Origin of the sequence: Dokdonia pacifica, assembly GCF_900188275.1 — a bacterium.
GTDB lineage: Bacteria > Bacteroidota > Bacteroidia > Flavobacteriales > Flavobacteriaceae > Dokdonia > Dokdonia pacifica.
In genome coordinates this window covers 238,431-257,838 of sequence record NZ_FZNY01000006.1, presented here as the reverse complement: position 1 = coordinate 257,838, position 19,408 = coordinate 238,431, and the positions used below count along the sequence as shown (strand labels likewise).

The following is a 19,408-nucleotide window of genomic DNA, read 5'->3' as shown; positions in this document are numbered from 1 at the left end:
ACATGGAAGAAGTAATTACACATCGTTTTAACATCATCAAAGATTCAGATGCTTTTGATGTAACAATAGCACCACACACTAAGGAAGGAAATATAGATATTTATACTATTAATTTTTCAGCCTATAAAGCATTTGTACCTGTACCTGTGACAATACGTTGGAAAATCCCTGCCATCAATGTGAAAGGAGTTTGGAAACCGACTTCAGATTTTTCTAAACGTATTATGGACGATTGGGAATTAGATCATATGGAATCTCGTATTTCTGTAGATGCTCCTATAATAGCTCTATATGGACATGACGATTCAAATGTTCTTACATATGCATGCTCTGATGCAATAAATACAACTTCTTTAAATGCCTTGTATAGAGAAGAAGACAATTGTATATATTGTCATATCACATTATTTGCAGAACCTCATCATGAAATTACAGAATATCGCACAGAACTGCGAATAGATCAAAATAACTATCATTTTTCTAAAGCATTAAAAAATATAAGCTTTTGGTGGGAACAATTTGAACACCTTACTCCTACTCCAACACCTGCACTAGCAGTACAACCTGTGTATTCAACTTGGTATCAATTTCATCAAAATTTGGAACCTGAAGTACTATTGCAAGAATGTAGATTAGCATCAAAATTAGGATATAAACTCATGATTCTAGATGATGGTTGGCAAACTAAAGACAGCAATAGAGGTTATGATTATACTGGAGATTGGGAACCAGAGCGCATTCCAAAGCTTGCTGAATTTACAAAAGCAGTTCAAGACACTGGCATGAAGTTGGCATTGTGGTACTCAGTACCCTTTTGTGGAAAGCACAGTAAGGCCTACCAGAAATTTAAAGGGAAATTTTTAACTGAAAACCATCGATGGGCTCCAGTGTTTGATCCTAGATATCCTGAAGTAAGGGCACACCTTATTGAGTTATATACAAAAGCTCTTAAAGAATGGAATCTAGATGGCTTCAAACTTGATTTTATTGATGAATTTAAAGCATATCCCGACACTGTATTAACACAAGAAAATGGAAGAGATTTTTCTTCCATTAATGAAGCAGTAGATAAATTATTAACAGATGTTATCACTTCTTTAAAATCTATCAAAGAAGATATTGTTATTGAATTTAGACAGAAATATACAGGACCTGCAATGCGCAAATATGGAAATATGTTTAGAGCGTTTGACTGCCCAGGAGATACTGCGATGAACCGCGTACGTATTGCAGACATAAAAATGATCTGTGGGAATACTGCTGTACATAGTGATATGTTTACATATCATAAAGAAGAACCTATAGAAATAAAAGCACTACAACTAGTAAACACATTATTTGGAGTACCTCAATTGTCTATTTTATTAAAAGACGCATCGCAAGAAGAAGCGAGTATGATAGGTTTTTACACAAATTATTGGAACCAAAACGCCACTACACTATTAAAAGGAGAGTTTACACCTCACAAACCATTAGCAAATTATCCTATTTGTGAGTCCATTTTAAATGATCAACACATTATAGGAATTTTTGATAGTTATGTTGCACGTATTACTTCAAAGGCTACAAAGATTGATATCATAAACGGTCAATTAGAGGATCATGTGATTATAGACTTCTCTCATAATTTAGGGAGTTATAATATCGTAATCTACAACTGTACAGGAAAAGTATTGAGTGAATCATCTATAGAGTTACAAAAAGGAATTTTAAAAATGGAAGTGCCTCCTTGTGGAGTAATTAAACTATCAAAGAATACTTATCTTTAATCACAAAAGAATTTGTTCGGTAAACTATGAGTAAAGAATATATTATTGCTTTTGACCAAGGCACTACAAGCACACGTGCTATAATATTTGATAAGAAAGGCACTATCTGCGGTATTGCACAAAAAGAATTAACTCAACATTATCCTAAACCAGGATGGGTAGAACATGACCCGATAGAAATTGCAACCCATCAACAAGAAGTTTTTGAAGAAGTAATAGAAAAATCTTCTATATCTATAGATCAAATTGCAGCCATTGGTATTACCAACCAAAGAGAAACAACAGTTATATGGGACAAAGTCACGGGTGAACCTATACACAATGCCATTGTATGGTTAGATAAACGTACTTCTGGTATTTGTGAGCAATTAAAAGCACAAGGATTAGAAGAGTATGTTGCAAAAAATACAGGTCTTGTCATAGATTCCTATTTTTCTGGAACCAAAGCACGATGGATTCTTGATCATGTACATGGTGCACAAGAAAAAGCAGAAAAAGGAGAACTCTTATTCGGAACTATAGACAGTTGGCTAATTTGGAAATTTACGCAAGGAAAACATCACGTAACCGATCATTCGAATGCATCACGCACATTACTTTATAATATTTTAGAATTAGACTGGGATGCCAAAATGCTAGATGCTTTACAAATCCCTAAAGCAATGCTTCCTAAAGTACAGCATTCTTCATCTAATTTTGGACATTTTACGTACAAAGAACATCAAATACCTATTTATGGCGTTGCAGGTGATCAGCAGGCGTCTTTATTTGGTCAAGGAGGCTATAAATCGGGAATGGCTAAAAACACCTACGGAACCGGTTGTTTTATGCTTATGAACACAGGTAAAAAACCATACCAATCAAAAAATGGTCTCTTAACAACACTCTGTGCAAGCTTAGAATCTGACAATATAAAGTATGCCTTAGAAGGAAGTGTATTTATAGCTGGAGCTTCTGTGCAATGGTTACGAGATAAACTCCAAGTGATTGATCACGCAAAAGAAACCGAAGCCATTTGTGAAGCAACAATTGCTGCAGACGACTTGTATGTAGTACCTGCATTTGCAGGATTAGGCGCACCCCATTGGGACATGAAAGCAAAAGGAGCCATTTATGGTCTCACACTAGATTCTGGCAAAAATGAGATTATTAAAGCAACCATAGACGCTCTTGCATATCAATCTAGAGATGTACTAGAAGCTATGGTAGAAGATAGTGGTAAGCAAATGAAATCGCTTAAAGTAGATGGAGGTGCTACAGCTAATAATTACCTCATGCAATTTCAATCGGATATTTTAAATGTAGAGGTAGATCGTCCTAAAATGCTGGAAGTAACAGCACTTGGCGCTGCATTTTTAGCAGGGATTCAAGCAGGTTTATGGACCAAAAAGGATATCGCAAAATTACGAGAAGTAGATACTCTATTTACTCCTGAAATTACAGAATATACGCGTACTAAGAAATACACAGGATGGAAACAAGCAGTAGCTCGTACGAAATCTTCTAATCAAAATATGCTATCTGTTAAAGAAGAAGGACCTATTCGTTTTTCTATTTTAGATAGAGACACCCAATTGCAAAGAGCCAAAAAAGAGCGTTTTGACCTCATCATTATTGGCGGTGGTGTTACTGGAGCGGGTATTGCTTTAGATGCATCCTCTAGAGGAATGAATGTATGTTTGATAGAAAAAAATGATTTCGCCTCTGGCACAAGTAATAAATCTACAAAACTCATTCATGGAGGATTACGTTACTTAAAACAAATGGAAATTGGACTCGTAAAAGAGTCTGGTAGTGAACGAGCAACCGTACATAAATTAGCACCTCATCTCGTAGTTCCTGAAAAAATGCTACTTCCTCTTATTGAAGGAGGCACCTATGGTAAAATGATGACTGCCATCGGATTAAAAGTATATGATTTTCTTGCCAATGTAGAAGGAGAAGACAAACGTAAAATGCTTACTACAGAAGAAACCGCTAGTAAAGAACCATTATTAAATAAAGAACATCTTGTAGGTGGTGGTTACTATGCAGAGTATCGTACTGATGATGCTAGACTTACCATCGAGCTCTTGAAAAAAGCGGCTTCATTTGGAGCATGCGTAATTAACTACTGTGAAATGAAATCTTTCAATTATGATGATGAAGGAAAGATTAAAAACCTACACTGTTATGATTACAATACCAAAAGCAGTTTTAAATTAAAAGCAAACAATTATGTTTCGGCAGCAGGGCCTTGGGTAGATTTAGTACGAGAGAAAGATCACTCTATGAATAACAAACACCTACACCTTACCAAGGGTGTACACATTGTTTTTTCAAGAGAACGTTTCCCATTGACCCAATCTATTTATTTTGATGTCCCCGATGGACGTATGATTTTTGCAATTCCAAGAGGAAGATCTACTTATGTAGGAACTACAGATACCAATTATAATGGTAACTTAAATAGAGTGGTCGCTACACAAGATGATGCCACCTATTTATTAGATGCCGTAAACAATATGTTTCCTAGCGTACAACTCACTATAGAAGATATCGAATCTAACTGGGCAGGGCTACGACCGCTTATTCATGAAGATGGAAAAGACCCATCCGAACTTTCTAGAAGAGATGAAATTTTTGTTTCAGAAACAGGACTTATCTCTATTGCTGGAGGAAAACTCACAGGATATCGAAAAATGGCCCAACGTGTTATTGATACGGTATTAAAAAATGTACCTGAGAAGAAAAAAGAACATCTTGTAAAATCGCATACAGAACGCATACCTCTTACCTCTAGCCCTTTGTCAAACACAAAAGAGGTAAATACGTATGAAAAAGAAATTGCAGCCCAACTTAAAACACTAGGAGTTAAAGATAAAAACCAAAGCGAGTATTTAGCGACTACCTATGGAAAACAAGCAAATGATATCATACAAAAAATAGATTATTTCTTAAATGAATCTGTAGAAGAACGCCTGATACGTGCCGAAGTTTGGTATAGTGTCCATCATGAAATGACGAATTCTTTAGCCGATTTCTTTGTACGAAGAACGGGAAGACTCTATTTTGATATACACAGTGTACACAAATACAGACAACTCGTACAAGAAGACCTCATCAAATATTTAGGTTGGGACGAAGCACGAGTAATCGATGAAAACAAGTGGCTTGATATTTTAGTAAAAGATGCATCACATTACTATGATAAAGAAATGGAAGCCTAAGCAACAAAACAACTATAACGTTATAGTAAATCATAAAGGGTATGCTTTCGCGAAAGCGTACTCAAAAAGCAACCTTATATTCAATGAAATTTCATATTTTCACTGCAACACTATAAACTAAACAACCTATGGGAATCATTTCATTTATTGGATTTACACTATTAGTAGCAGGATTTGCTTGGTGGAAAACAAGAGGAACCGATGAAAAATCTGCAGACGGATATTATTTAGGAGGAAGAAGTCTTGGCGCCATTACTATTGCAGGATCATTATTACTCACCAACTTATCTGCAGAGCAAATTGTAGGGCTAAATGGTCAAGCCTTTAGCGAAGGAATTCTTGTAATGGCATGGGAAACACTTGCCGCCATAGCTATGGTGATTACCGCAGTATGGTTTCTTCCAAAGTATATGAAAGGAGGAATTACCACCATTCCTGAGTTTATAGAAAAACGCTTTGATGAAAATACAAAAGCTATTTTATCTGTATTATTCTTAATAGCCTTTGCCATTGTATTACTCCCTACCATCCTTTATTCTGGATCTTTAGCCTTTAGTACTATGTTTGATTTACCTAGTATGCTAGGTTGGGAAGAATCATCAGTAATTGCTTTGTGTGTTTGGAGTATCGGTCTGATAGGAATTGTATATGCTATTTTTGGAGGACTTAAAGCCGTTGCGGTTTCTGATTTGATCAATGCTATTGGATTATTAATAGGAGGATTATTAATCCCATATTTTGGTTTAAAACTCATTGGAGATGGAGATATGTTTGCAGGACTTAGTACACTATGGACAGAAAACCAAGATAAATTTGATGTTACTGGAGATGCCACCTCATCCATTCCCGTAGGAACGATCTTTACAGGAATGATGATTGCACAAATGTACTATTGGGGTACGAACCAATCTATTTTACAGCGTGTATTTGGAGCCAAAAGTTTAAAAGAAGGACAGAAAGGAATGATGCTTGCTGCTTTCGTAAAATTCTTAATTCCAGTAATTGTAGTACTTCCTGGTATCATCGCTTGGAATGTATTTAATGGAGAGCTTAGTTCTGCTGATCAAGCGTATCCGCAATTAGTAAAAGAAGTATTGCCTCCAGCCTTATTAGGATTTTTTGCAGCCGTACTCTTTGGAGCCGTTTTAAGTTCCTTTAATAGTTTATTAAATAGTAGTGCTACGCTATTTGGATTTGACCTTTATAAAAAGTTTTTCAAAAAAGATGCATCAGAGCATCAAACCGTAAAAGCAGGGAAATTATTTGGACTATTAGTGGCCATTGTATCGATGATCATTGCGCCATTTATAGCCAATGCTCCAGCGGGATTATTTGACTACATCCAACAAGCATTAGGAAGTTTAAGTGTTCCTATTTTAGCCGTTGTTATTATTGGAATACTTACAAAAAGAGTACCTGCCCTTGGAGCCAAAGTTGTTATGATTGCTGGTGTTATTATGTACGTTTGTACAATATTCATGAGACCTACATATGAAAAAGCAGCTCTTGCTGAAGCTGAAACAAATGGAATAACTGACATCGCTGAGTTAGCTCTTATCAAAGCTGAAGCTTTTCCTCATTTTTTACATGTAATGGGAATTCTATTTGTAGTTAATATTATTATCATGCTAGTGATTGGAATGATAAAACCAAAAACAGATATTTATGTTCCAGAAACTACAGAAGCTATAGATACAACCCCATGGAAGTATGCCTATATCGTAGGAGGACTTATTACGCTGTTAGTACTGAGTACTTACTTAATATTTTAAATAAAAGTTCATGATACGCTTTCGCGAAAGCGTATAAAACACAATACATACTGTATCTTTGTACAGTTAAAAAATCATGAAAAATAGATGAAAATAATCGTTACTGGAGGATTAGGTTTTATAGGATCTCATACCGTTGTAGAATTACAAAATAATGGACATGAAGTGGTTATTATAGATAACTGTTCTAACTCGTCAAAAGAGGTCTTAAAAGGGATCACAAACATCACAGGGATCACACCTATTTTTGAAGAGTTTGATCTAAGAGAAAAATCTAAAGTAAATGACTTTTTTAATAGACATCAAGATATTGCAGGAGTGATTCATTTTGCAGCATCCAAGGCTGTAGGCGAAAGTGTAAAAGAACCGCTGTTATATTATGAAAATAATATCGCAACATTAATTTACATTCTTCAAGAATTACAAAAAAAGGATAAAGCCAGTTTTATTTTTAGTTCTTCTTGTACCGTATATGGCCAAGCAGATGAATTACCCATTACAGAAAATGCCCCTGTAAAACCTGCTGAGTCTCCCTATGGTAATACCAAACAAATTGGAGAAGAAATTATAAGAGATACCTGTAAGATTACATCACATCTTAAAGCAATATCACTACGCTATTTTAATCCTATTGGAGCACATCCATCTGCAGAGATTGGAGAACTACCTATAGGCGTACCACAAAACTTAGTACCATTTATTACGCAAACAGCTATAGGACTAAGAGATCAATTATCTGTATTTGGAGATACCTACCCTACTCCAGATGGTACAGCCATTAGAGATTATATTCACGTAGTAGACTTAGCAAAAGCTCATGTAGTAGCACTAGAACGTTTGCTACAAGATAAAAATAAAGACAACTACGAGGTCTTTAATGTAGGTACAGGTGTTGGAAGTTCTGTTCTGGAAGTAATCACTTCTTTTGAAAAAGCTACAAATACATCACTTAATTACAAAATTGTCGATAAACGAGAAGGAGATGTTATTGCTGCCTATGCAGATACGCACAAAGCAAATCACGATCTTGGTTGGAAAGCAAATAGTAGTCTTGATGAAGCCATGGCATCTGCATGGACTTGGGAGCAAAAAGTACGTAGTAAATAATTCTATTTTACATCTCCTTACGTAAGATCTGTATCCAAATTATTTGTTTTATCAGAATTAATTCTGACAAGACACCCCTCTGTTATGTTAAATTTTAGTTTTAACTGTTATCAAGAAGTTAATTTGTGTCGGGGTTTACCTCTATATAGATCATATTTATTTATTTTAGCGCCCTAAAAAACTACAAATATGTTAAGAACCCTTATCATCGCACTATTATTATGTTCTACTGTAGTGTGTGGACAAAACGAAGGTGTAAACCCAAACAACAATGTTCTTATTGGACTTACAAACCTAGGAGCAAATAGAGCAGCCTTTGGATCTTCTTCTATTATCAGAAATCCTAAAAAACCTATAGACGGTACTGTATACATTTATGAAGATTGGTCTAATTATGCTACTGTATCTTCTGAAGAAACTAATGTGCGTTTAAACAACCTAAACTTTAATGCACAACGTAACGCATTTCAATCTAAAATAGGAGCAGATTCTTTATTTACATTTAACTTTAGAAATTTAAAAGAAGTTGTTATTAAGAATAAAACCTTTAAAAACATCTACTCTCCAATTCATCAAAAAAGTAGAGTTTTTGAAGTGCTCGTAGAAAATAAAGACTTTTCTATATATAAAGACTACCGTATAGAAATAAAAGAAGGAAGCCCTAATCCTCAACGAGGAGCTCCTAATGACAAATTCTTATTACGTTACGATTATTACATTGTACAAGGTGAGAATTTTTCAAAATTCCAACTTAAAAAATCTAAACTCCTAAAAGTTATGGGAGATAAAGCTGATAAAGTAGAAGCTTATATAAAAAGTAAAAAACTGAAGGTTAAAAAACCTAATGACTTGAAAAAAATCATGGACTATTATAATTCGTTATAATAATATATATGACACAAAAAATAATCCCTTATGAACATTTTCATAAGGGATTATTTTTTGAAACAAATCCTAAAACAAGGTCATATCTTAGCTAAAGTTGTTAAAAAACTATTCTAAACTTCCTTAGTATAAAGATCACCTAGGATAAAAATTAAAAAATTCGTATCTTATAATGCAGGTATTATTATTCTGATACATACCTTTAAAGACACAAGTATGAAAATTTCTTATTTATTACCAGAAAAAATAGGAAAATTAATGTCAACCATCTTCTTATTAATTTTCCTTGGCACCTATGCCACGAACTTAAATGCACAAACTGACAATACCTTTCTTGAGATCAATGGTCAGGTTGTAAACATTACGACAGGAGAACCTATCATTGCTGCTTCCATTCAGGAAGTAAACAGCAACACAAGTACCATCACCAATACCGAAGGCGCCTTTTTATTAAAAATTGACAATACTGAGACTATTGTTTTAAAAATTGATGCCCTAGGCTATAAACCAAAAACAATCAATGTAAGTAAAGACAATGCAACAGATTTACGCATCTCGTTGCAAACCTCATCAATAGAGCTTACAGAGGTAAACATCACTTCGTATAAAAACGCACGTGATCTCGTTGATAAAGTTTTTGAGAAGAAGCGTTCTAATTATTTAGACGACAAAACACTGATGACTACTTTCTATAGAGAAACCATCAAGAAAAGAAACAAGAATGCGTCGTTAGCAGAAGCAGTATTAAACGTCTATAAACAACCTTATGGAGACACTAAAGACGATGTGATCAAATTAATTAAATCAAGAAAAAATACGGACTACTCAAAACTTGATACAATCGCCCTAAAACTCCAAGGAGGTCCCTTTAGCACCTTATATATTGATTTAATGAAATATCCAGAATATGTATTTACTTCTTATACAATGGAAGGATATGACTTTGAATTTGGCCCTACTTCCGAGATTAATGGAACTCCCGTATATACTGTAAATTTCAAACAAAAAGATAATGTAATAGACCCTCTCTATAATGGAAAGCTATACATAAACACAAACTCATTAGCGCTTGTTAAAGCAACATTTAGTTTAAATCTCTCTAATCAGAGTGAAGTGATTAAACTACTTGTAAAAAGAAAGCCCGATGGTGTACGCATTAAAGCAAAAAATATAGACTATACTGTTGACTATCGCGAAAAAAATGGAAAATGGTATTATGGATATAGTAAAGCCAATATGGCTTTTGAAGTCAAAAAACGCCGTAGATTATTTAAATCTACATATTCATTAACATGTGAAATGGCCGTTACTGATTGGGAGCTTTTTGACAATACTCAAGATTGGACTTCAAAAAACACATTAAGCGCTTCAATTATCATGTCTGATGAAGCTTCAGGGTTTTCTGATCCAAAATTCTGGGGAGAGTATAATGTAATAGAACCTGAAAAATCCATAGAATCTGCTATTAGAAAAATACAAAGACGTCTAGAGAGAGAAGAAGGCAAAACAGAGGCATCTGTAGGTAAAAAACCATAAATATTACTTTTTCACGTAAGTAAATTATATAAAAGAGACTGTTTAAAAAATAAATCATAATTGATTTATTTTTTAAACAGTCTCTTTCTGAATAACCATTTATGAATACAAATCGCTCCATAGATCATATTGTGTACGCTGTTTCTGATCTCGATATTGCCAGTAAAGAATTTGAAAAAAAAATAGGAGTTGCTCCTGTTTTTGGAGGACATCATACTACAGAAGGCACAAAAAATGCACTTATTAATCTACAAGATGGCATGTATTTAGAGCTTATTGCTATAGATCATAACAATAAAAATCTAATCCAAAATAGATGGATGGGTGTAGATGTTTTAACGAGAAATCAAGTCACAAGATTTGCTTTAAAATCCAAAGACCTAATAAAAGACAGCCGTATTTTAAAAAAATACCATCCAGCCATGGGTACCTTCAAAAAAGGATCCCGACATACAGCAAGTGCGCAGGTATTACAATGGGAATTACTCATGCCGCTCCCTACTCCAGAAGTAGAGCTTATTCCCTTTGTATTAGATTGGTCAAAAAGTGATACACACCCACATGATATACTTCCAAACATGGGATGTTCATTAGTAAATATACAAGCTACACATCCTACTCCTGAAAAAATACTACCCTTTCTAAAAGAAATCGGATACAATCTCAAGATAGAAGAAAAGCAGCAAATTTCTATAAAGATTACATTAAACACCCCGAACGGAATTATACATTTATAACAATAAATCACATGGCAGTACTTGATGTAATAAAAATGGGAAATCCTCTCTTGCGTAAAACATCTATTCTCATACATGAAGAATTAAAGACTAGCGAATTTCAACAAACTATAGATGATTTAATTGAGACTATGCGTTTTCAAAATGGAGCAGGTATCGCAGCGCCACAAGTAGGAATTCTAAAACGAGTTTTCACCATGGAAATGAAAGAAAACCCTCGTTACCCAAATAAAACTCCTTTTCCACTATATATTGCTATCAATCCAGAAATAGAGATCTTAGATGATACTCTTGTTGATAGTTGGGAAGGTTGTCTCTCTATCCCAAACATACGTGGCAAATTAAAACGTTATAAACGAGTTTTACTGAAAGGAACCGATAGACATGGAGAATCATTCCAGGAAGAATTAGATGACTTTGCATCCATTGTAGCGCAACACGAACTTGATCACCTTAATGGAACCTTATTAATAGACAGAATGGAATCTATGGAGACTCTTACATTTCAAGAAGAGTATGAAAAGTATTGGATCTAACTATTTTTTATAAATGGGCGTTCCCTGCGGGGCGGGCTATTCACTATATCTTTTTTGGGCATACATCTTACCCAAAAAAGGATGCCGTTGCTATCCCTAACGCAATGACAAACATGCAAGCAAATCTTTAACTAATCATAAACATAAAAAAGCTGCTTTAAGATATGTGGCAAGAAAATCTTAAAAGCAGCTTTTAATTGTGCAACTATATATGTAAGTCCATCTAGACGCTACAAACGTCTCATTTTATGTTTGTTTTGCCCGTTTAGGGTCTTGTGGAGAATTACATATAAAAATCTAACTATATGATGCATGTACAACAAAACATATTGTTTATACATTAGTGAGATTTTAAAAATATTTTTTAGTTCCACTCAATATGTGAACAAATAAGATCTAGGGCGACCTCATTTTTTTGATTAATCAATAATGAATTTGTAGTAAACTCACAATTACGAACTACCTGAGTAATGATATTATCATTATTTAAATAACTCACTACAATATCAAATGCCGGAATATTTTGTAACTCCTCATCTTCCGAAAGGACTTTAAGAATTACATTTACATTATCTTGATCTAATGTAATTGAAGCTTTTGCTTCATAGGCATTGCTTTTTGAAAATACCGGAAACCCATCTATTTCATAATGACTTTCTTCTCCTAGTGAATCATTATAATTTACAGAAGTAATTCCAGTAAGCACCTGATCTAAAACACATACTTCTATCGTAGACCAGTTATATTTTTGTCCGTTTATGAATGGTAGTTCGTTCATGATTGTATATTTTAAAGTTAATTGCTATGTAATCGTTCCTGTTTATTTAACCTAAAAGGGTTTTTAAATCCAAGATCTATTACGATTTTACGAGCTATTCCTATGGGGGTTATCTCTGCCTTAATTCGCAATTCGGAATGAGTCAAAACATCTTGAGAAGGATCAATAAAAATGTCGAAAGTTGAAATTTCTCGACTTGACATCATCCCTTGTAATGTTTTTAAACATATCACTTCAAAACCCTTTAAAACAGATAAGGCAACTGTACCATTAGCATTTATCAAAATGGAAGAGTTTAACTTTGGTAATAATGCTTTATGCAATAATCGTGTAGCCTTATTTGCAGTACGGTTATTTTCTATATATGCAAAATCAGAAGTTCCAGATGTAGCAGTATGACTATCATTAAAATATAATCCAGGTACACCAACATGTTTTCTTGCAAACACATACCTTCTTTGATTTAAAACCTTAAGATCTTTTTGGGTTACAATTTCTTTTCCTCCAATAAGCCCAGCTTTTAAAAACCCTTTTCCTTGAAGATTAAATTGTTCTGCCCATACAATATTCTCAGATACTTTTGCATAAGAAACGGCTCCTAATGCCATTCCTACAGCTGCTGTATTTGGATACTTCATAGCATCCTCTACATCCATCGCTATGACAACAGATACATTATTTGCATTATAATCTGCTAAATCATCTAGTGCAGATACTCCTTTTGAATATACCTCAGGAAAACCCTTTCCCTCTACAAGTACTTCAAAAGGCATATAATTTTGATATGCATTATCTACTTGCAATTGCGCTTCTTGAATAGCTAATTTTGTATCAAAAAAAGTAGCATTCCCAGAAAACACGAGTGCCATTTGACGTATTTCTCCTCCTGTAGCTTCTTGCATTTTGTTGGCATTACTGGCTAGCTCCCCATACGAAGTACTCTCAGTTGCCATTATAAACAAATCACCTACTGGATTAAGCCTGTAATACTGTTGAATTTGATAATATGCAGATTGTCCTTGTACATCATAAGCTTCTGTTATACCTAATTTTTCAGCATCTTCTAATGATGCTAGTCGAAAAATAGTATTATGTATTAATCCTTCTGGAGTAATGCTACCATTAAATAGCAATCCAGATATCATATCATGATTTGGGTCTCTTTTACTTAAGACGTCAGGAATATCTTCTACAACTATATCTATTAATGTACTCATAGTATCTTGTTTCAGTTTGGGCATAGGAGATCTATACGAAGAAGTATATATCTTCATTAATCTTTGTTATTCAAAAAATTAAAATGGGATCCTTCTTAAGAATTTAAGAAGCGTTTCAAATGATGTTTGATAGTAGTATTTAGATAAAATTTGCGCTTATTAATATCATAAATACACTATTTAAAAATGACAACTACATATTACATATAAAATCAGTAGTTAGAAAGAATTATCAGGATGCTTTAAGTTGTGATCCTTGATTAATAATAGTATAAATTGTACGCTCAGTTACAAATAACTTTTCTGAGAGTTCACTCACTATTACCTTCATTTGTTTTTCTTGATTTTCCTGTATATACTCCAATACAAAGGCTCTTCTTTTTTCTAATAACACATTACTTCGTCTCATAGCTTATTATAGTTTATTTTAATTAATTATTATTTAATGGCGTATTGATGATTTCATACATCTCATGATTTTCTAAAGAAACAAACGGACCTGAAAAATTCTGTATGTGAGTGTGATTTTGACTATCTACGACAACCTGATTATCAATCACATTATAGTAGTTTTTGACATTAGACTCTGTAAGAATAGTTTTATATGACAACTCCCAAATAAAATGTTCTGCACTTTCTCCCCAACCCTCTTGATTATGGGGCATATACTGTTTTTCCATTACTTTAGACGTTGAAATTGCCCTATAAATAGTTGTAATACCCTCTATTTTTTCATTAGTAGAAAGAATAGCCTTATCAATACTTTTAGAAAAATCAAATACACTTTCATACTGTTGCATATGTTCTCCTGTACCTTCTTTGGGTAAGATAACGTATATGCAAAAAGACACATCTGCCTTACGAGTTTGTTCCGAAAAAGTTTCCCAATGAACAGAATTGTACTTAAATAATAATGTAGGTGTTTTTATAGCACTTTTTAAAACATTTGTGTTATAAAGCGTTACATCTGGTATAAAACCGCTAAAACTCATTTCAGTTTCAATACACTCTTTTTTATTTAAATAAAATTCCTTTAGAATCATTTGTTTGTTTCTTTGATTCAAATATACAACATATGTTTATATTGACAAAGAAAATTTTGTAAAAAAACAATTTTTATTGAATATTTAACATGTATTTTGTTTTAAAACCAAATACTTAATCAAATCAAACAAATTATAAACCACTTATTATCAGTAATAAATTAAAAATTATCACAAATAAAAACATATCACAAATAATTTATACTTTGCAATATGTTTTTATTTGCTTTTTTACAAAATAATAAAACACCTAAACCAAATACAGAAGCATACAAATGAATAAATAGTGCATTACAAGATGCTATTACAATGGAGAGTTTTTAGATGCAGTATTACACGTATCAAGAGCTTGTCGCATGCTATCAAGTTCATGTTGCATATCTATATTTTGCTCACGTTGAGTGTTTCTTTTGTAATCAGTCTGACATTGCTCGTTGAAAAGAATAAATAACAACAAACAACTCACAAACACATACTCTTTCTTAAATGCAAACATTTTTTCTTTAAATAATTACTCGATATCCTAATAATTTGGAAACTGGGTAACTGGAAATATTTACTTGATTGTTTTGATTCCCTCCTAACACAAAAACCTCATCATCTATTTGGTTTATATAAAAACCTACATGACCTCTCTTACTCCTTTTGCTTTCCTCCCAAAAAACAACAACATCTCCCAATTGAGGATTATTGGTTTCCATACCTAATTCCAACCAACTTCTTGCGTCTAATTTACCTGTATATGGAGCATCACTCATTTTAAACACCCAATTAACAAAGGCAGAACACCAAGCAGTTTCTTCTTTTAGTTGTTTTCCTTTATATCCTAACTCTTTAAAATATTTAATTACTTCGGGGTTGTTTTTAGTCCCTTTTTTTTCTTGTATGCCATACTGACTAAAGGCATATTTCATATGTTTTATCATTCTTTATTTTCTTTAAAAATCTGCTATGAATTTTGAGAATTACTTTTATTATTTCTGCAGCTTATATACGCTTTCGCGAAAGCGTAAACAACAACATAAATAGGTTTGTCAATACAGCTATAATCTTTCTAGAAGGTTGAGTTATCGCTACATTTAATTATTTTTTTCATCAATAGTGTCTAAGAACCTTTTAAAGAGTTTTATCAATGAGCTTCTTATTGTTTTTAATAGTTTTGTAAGTGCATCAAAATTTTTCACTTCTTTTTTTGTTCTTATAGCAATTACATTACTAAATATGGAAATTCCATCGCTTACAATAAGAAGATCCATTACAAGTGTTACAAACCAATTAAAATCGTAATTAAGTCCTTTTCCCATAAGTGCTAAAGACATAGGAATAAGTAATACCGCTATTTTGGAGACCAATCCCAGTATTAATTTTTTAAAAGAAAAAGCTTCTTCTAAAACAAAGGTTTTAACAATTCCTAAAAATGTATCTATCAGGATAAGACAGAATAACACTTTTAATAACTCTACATCAATATCTATATATACAAAGAAGGTATAAATGAGAATCTTTAATTCATTCGGGCATTCTAATATTTTTTCGTACATCTGGTTCTCAATTAATTATCTTCGACAATAGATTTTTTTGCGTGATCAAAATCAAAGACGCTTAATAGGTTGGAGAACCTCTTGCCAAAAGATGTCAAGGTTTCATCTCTTTCATTTTCTCCTAGGTTATCGCTAATAGTCTCTTGATGAACACCAAATTTATGTGTAGATGCTTCGGTTATAAAATTGTCGTTTAAAAGCTCCCCAACAACGATATTTCCTGTTATATCAATAGTAAGGCTAACTTTTCTTAAATAACTTTTAAACGATTCCCACTTTACTATTCTATACAAAAAACCGAGAGGGTATATTCCTATAGCACTAATAATAGCAAAGAAGAAAAGAATCCATTCTCCATAATATTTTTTTGAGATTAATAAAAACGGGGTCAATCCCAAACTTACAGGGATCATAAAACTTACAGTGATGACAAGCCATAGCAATGCCATTGTTGTAAATAAAACTTTTACAGTTTTCATAACATTTTTTTAAGGGTTAAATCTGATTTGGGGAGTTTGAATCTTTTTCATTTGTATCGAAATATGAATCTATTTTCAAGTGTCAATAGATTCATATTTCTGTATTACACACCATAAATCATAGCGATTTTTAGCGCACGTTTCCTTTTAATTTTTCTATAAAATAATGGCGTATGGTATTTCCTTGCATATCATTTAACTCAAGAGCATCTATATATGACTGAAATACGGTAGCTTCTTCTTCTGTTTTTCCTGATCCAATTAATTGTTCCTTTGTAGGAACAAAAGCACTCAACCAAGGCAAGGATGATTCTGTCTCTATTAATCCATAAAGCTCTGTAGTTGCATACGATTTGTATTCTGTAAAATCTGTAGAAAACTCTCTGGATAGCTTCCTTAATTCATCATAAGCTTTCTTTTTTGCCGTAGAATTTTCATCATCTACAAAAATCCCAAGAATTACCAGAATTGCTCCTACCTTTTCTGACAGTACGCGTGTAATATTTGTTCTTCTTTTAAGTCCGACTTCTAGAATTTGTCTGTTTGTTTCATATATTTTATAGCGCACTTTTGTATTTTCTTCATTGGTATCTAGCATTCCATTTTCGAAGTAATATTGCCATTTTTTTTCACGAGAATACATACCTCTTTCAGCTGGGTAAAATTCAAGGTCTGTATTTCTATACTCATACTTTTCAGAAACCATAACTACAGGTCTCTTTTCTTCTCCATCTTTATATGAATAAATAGTTTCCTTTACCAAACCATCATTGGTTAGTGTTACATCTTCAACCAGTCTAATTCCTGACTGCAATTCTGTTACGTAATTTATTGCTGTAATCTCTTTATCATATTGAGAAGGCACTACGAGTGTTTTTAAAAGATGTTTGGGGTCTGGGTTTTCATATACTGCCACCTCTTCCCAAGCCAATCCTAAGTGCCCATTTTCTGGTTGAAAATCTAATTGTGCTCTTACGTTATTATCTGTGTCTTTTCCTATCCAAATACTCATGGTTATATTATTTTAAATTGCACGTCTGCTCTTAACTCCCACCAATTACGCATTCCTCGTGGTCTAAAATTGATTGCACTAGTAGGAGACACATAAATGGTAAAACCTATTTCTTCTGTGGGTAATTGTATAATATCTACGATTCCACCATCACCTATACCTAGCGCACTTTGCCATTGGCTAGAATCTCTACCACCAGCTTCCCCTATGCGTATTTTATCACCAGTAGTGGTATTTAAAGCGACATCTACAAACTCATTAGTCCCACTAAAATCTCCTCTAAACTCGATGTTATTTAATTCAAGTTGATGTCCAGATTTCAAGACCCCATAAGAAGAGAGGTCTACAAAAAATTCTTGATCTCCTGTATTATTAGAAGAACCTCCTAAGAAAATATTAGTAACATTAAAATAGATAGGTTCTATCTCGTGATACCCCTTTACTCCTTCTCCATTTGTTCCGTAATAACGACTCGCTCCTGGAGCTTCCTGATCTCCTTGTAGTTCAAGGTTTCCAGAGACATCTGTAATAGATTTTGAAAAAGAAGATTTATCACGTTTTATAGTATCTAAATCTTGTGCAGTACCTGCATACCCTCCCTTATCTAATTTTGCGCTTTGTAAAGAGGCTGTAGTTGCTTCTAAAGCAGCGATATTAGTTCTTAAACCTGTTAAATCTTCTTCCAAACTAGATAAATCAACATCTATAGTAGACCCATTTACAAGTTCTAAAGTCAATATTTTCGTAGTATCATCAAAGGTTGTATTTCCTACAAAAAGATCTGTAGCGATAGCTTTTACATCTACCGTACCATCAGCTTGTACCACTAAATTGCGAAGGCCTGAACCTGAAAAGTTTGAAATCTTCAAACCATTAATGAGCTCTACAATCTCGCTAAAAACTTTTTGACCAGCTATGGTCTCATTAGCCGTTGTAGACACTTTTCCATCCAGAGAAGGTTGCAAATCTTCAATTTCATCAATACGATGTGTAGGTGGGTGTTCATAATTTTCTAATCCTTCCAATTTTAACTTCAAGGCAGGAGTAAAATCCTCTGAAGATAATTGTCTACCTGCATCATTAGTTATTTTAGAGTTAAGTTCATTTTGAAGTCCTACTATTGAACTAATTGGAATTTCATCAGGCAACTGTTTTATTACTTCTTTAGTTCCATCAGAAAAATCAAACACAAGATTACCACTTGCATCTAAATTTATACTCTTAATAGCAGTTCCTTCATCTTTATGTAAGAAACTATCAATAAGGTCTTCAAAATCTTTCTCAGTAGGTTTATCTCCCCTCTGAAACATAGATTTTAAAGTTGTTATACTTGCTTTCATTTTAATTAATACTTTTATTTTTTGACATAATTATCCTCTTGCGTGTTTACAAAACACACATTACCAATACTTTGAACTTAAATCATATGACAATGCGCCTTACTTTAAAAAGTAACCAAGAGATCAAGACATTCTCCTACATTGTTGTAAAATCGATTCTTATAAGAAGCACTTTGTCTTCTATTTTTTATAGTAAAATTAGAAACAGAATAAATAATCTAACATCAAAGATTATTTCTTATTACTACATTTCAAGCTGTTATCTTCTTCTATCATTTTTAATCGTTCTTTAGCGCTATAAAGTGATATAAAAAACAATATTCTTGTAAAGTCAAGCCAAGAGTAACTCTATTTTTCTATCTAACTTTTTTATTTTTTTCTTTATCATTTACATTGTAAAAGTAGGAAAACAATCAAATTTAAAAGCAAATTTTCGCTCTCTATATC

Annotated in this window: 17 protein-coding genes; 8 read left to right on the top strand and 9 right to left on the bottom strand. The window is 33.1% G+C overall.

Features of this window, described 5'->3' with window-relative positions; all coding sequences use genetic code 11:
• The first annotated feature begins 2 nt into the window (after positions 1–2).
• From CHB80_RS17835 to def, 8 genes are all read left to right on the top strand, one after another.
• On the top strand, positions 3–1,769 hold the full coding sequence (locus CHB80_RS17835; protein WP_089372870.1) for a glycoside hydrolase family 36 protein: 1,767 nt from the start codon (positions 3–5) through the stop codon (positions 1,767–1,769).
• A gap of 26 nt (positions 1,770–1,795) precedes the next feature.
• Positions 1,796–4,978, top strand: a complete 3,183-nt coding sequence (gene glpK, locus CHB80_RS17830) for a glycerol kinase GlpK (RefSeq protein ID WP_089372869.1) — start codon at positions 1,796–1,798, stop codon at positions 4,976–4,978.
• A gap of 128 nt (positions 4,979–5,106) precedes the next feature.
• Positions 5,107–6,750: a solute:sodium symporter family transporter gene (locus tag CHB80_RS17825; protein ID WP_089372868.1), complete on the top strand. Its 1,644-nt coding sequence runs from the start codon at positions 5,107–5,109 to the stop codon at positions 6,748–6,750.
• Between the two features lie 87 nt (positions 6,751–6,837).
• The gene (gene galE, locus CHB80_RS17820; RefSeq protein ID WP_089372867.1) at positions 6,838–7,857 is read left to right on the top strand and encodes a UDP-glucose 4-epimerase GalE; all 1,020 of its coding nucleotides are present in this window, start codon (positions 6,838–6,840) and stop codon (positions 7,855–7,857) included.
• A gap of 189 nt (positions 7,858–8,046) precedes the next feature.
• Positions 8,047–8,742, top strand: a complete 696-nt coding sequence (locus CHB80_RS17815; RefSeq protein WP_089372866.1) for a hypothetical protein — start codon at positions 8,047–8,049, stop codon at positions 8,740–8,742.
• A 216-nt stretch (positions 8,743–8,958) separates the two neighbouring features.
• Positions 8,959–10,278: a carboxypeptidase-like regulatory domain-containing protein gene (locus CHB80_RS17810; protein ID WP_089372865.1), complete on the top strand. Its 1,320-nt coding sequence runs from the start codon at positions 8,959–8,961 to the stop codon at positions 10,276–10,278.
• Positions 10,279–10,379: 101 nt separating this feature from the next.
• On the top strand, positions 10,380–11,015 hold the full coding sequence (locus CHB80_RS17805) for a VOC family protein (RefSeq protein ID WP_089372864.1): 636 nt from the start codon (positions 10,380–10,382) through the stop codon (positions 11,013–11,015).
• Between the two features lie 11 nt (positions 11,016–11,026).
• The gene (gene def, locus CHB80_RS17800) at positions 11,027–11,551 is read left to right on the top strand and encodes a peptide deformylase (RefSeq protein ID WP_089372863.1); all 525 of its coding nucleotides are present in this window, start codon (positions 11,027–11,029) and stop codon (positions 11,549–11,551) included.
• A 364-nt stretch (positions 11,552–11,915) separates the two neighbouring features.
• On the opposite strand, the gene CHB80_RS17795 is transcribed toward def, so the two are convergent.
• From CHB80_RS17795 to CHB80_RS17755, 9 genes are all read right to left on the bottom strand, one after another.
• Positions 11,916–12,329, bottom strand: a complete 414-nt coding sequence (locus tag CHB80_RS17795) for a hypothetical protein (RefSeq protein WP_089372862.1) — start codon at positions 12,327–12,329, stop codon at positions 11,916–11,918.
• A 17-nt stretch (positions 12,330–12,346) separates the two neighbouring features.
• Complete coding sequence (locus CHB80_RS17790) at positions 12,347–13,546, bottom strand: DUF2586 domain-containing protein (protein ID WP_089372861.1); 1,200 nt, start codon at positions 13,544–13,546, stop codon at positions 12,347–12,349.
• 232 nt (positions 13,547–13,778) lie between these two features.
• Positions 13,779–13,955, bottom strand: coding sequence for a hypothetical protein (locus tag CHB80_RS24750; protein ID WP_179218207.1), 177 nt, complete (start codon positions 13,953–13,955; stop codon positions 13,779–13,781).
• 22 nt (positions 13,956–13,977) lie between these two features.
• Positions 13,978–14,589 (bottom strand): hypothetical protein, encoded by a 612-nt coding sequence (locus CHB80_RS17785; protein ID WP_089372860.1) that lies wholly within the window; start codon positions 14,587–14,589, stop codon positions 13,978–13,980.
• Between the two features lie 503 nt (positions 14,590–15,092).
• Positions 15,093–15,503 carry a TIGR02594 family protein gene (locus CHB80_RS17775; RefSeq protein ID WP_244905573.1) on the bottom strand — a complete coding sequence of 137 codons (411 nt, stop codon included), beginning with the start codon at positions 15,501–15,503 and terminating at the stop codon, positions 15,093–15,095.
• A 165-nt stretch (positions 15,504–15,668) separates the two neighbouring features.
• Positions 15,669–16,130: a phage holin family protein gene (locus tag CHB80_RS17770; protein WP_089372857.1), complete on the bottom strand. Its 462-nt coding sequence runs from the start codon at positions 16,128–16,130 to the stop codon at positions 15,669–15,671.
• Between the two features lie 11 nt (positions 16,131–16,141).
• The gene (locus tag CHB80_RS17765) at positions 16,142–16,609 is read right to left on the bottom strand and encodes a hypothetical protein (RefSeq protein ID WP_089372856.1); all 468 of its coding nucleotides are present in this window, start codon (positions 16,607–16,609) and stop codon (positions 16,142–16,144) included.
• A gap of 130 nt (positions 16,610–16,739) precedes the next feature.
• Positions 16,740–17,621: a hypothetical protein gene (locus tag CHB80_RS17760; protein WP_089372855.1), complete on the bottom strand. Its 882-nt coding sequence runs from the start codon at positions 17,619–17,621 to the stop codon at positions 16,740–16,742.
• A gap of 2 nt (positions 17,622–17,623) precedes the next feature.
• Positions 17,624–18,961, bottom strand: coding sequence for a hypothetical protein (locus CHB80_RS17755; protein WP_089372854.1), 1,338 nt, complete (start codon positions 18,959–18,961; stop codon positions 17,624–17,626).
• Between the last annotated feature and the right edge of the window lie 447 nt (positions 18,962–19,408).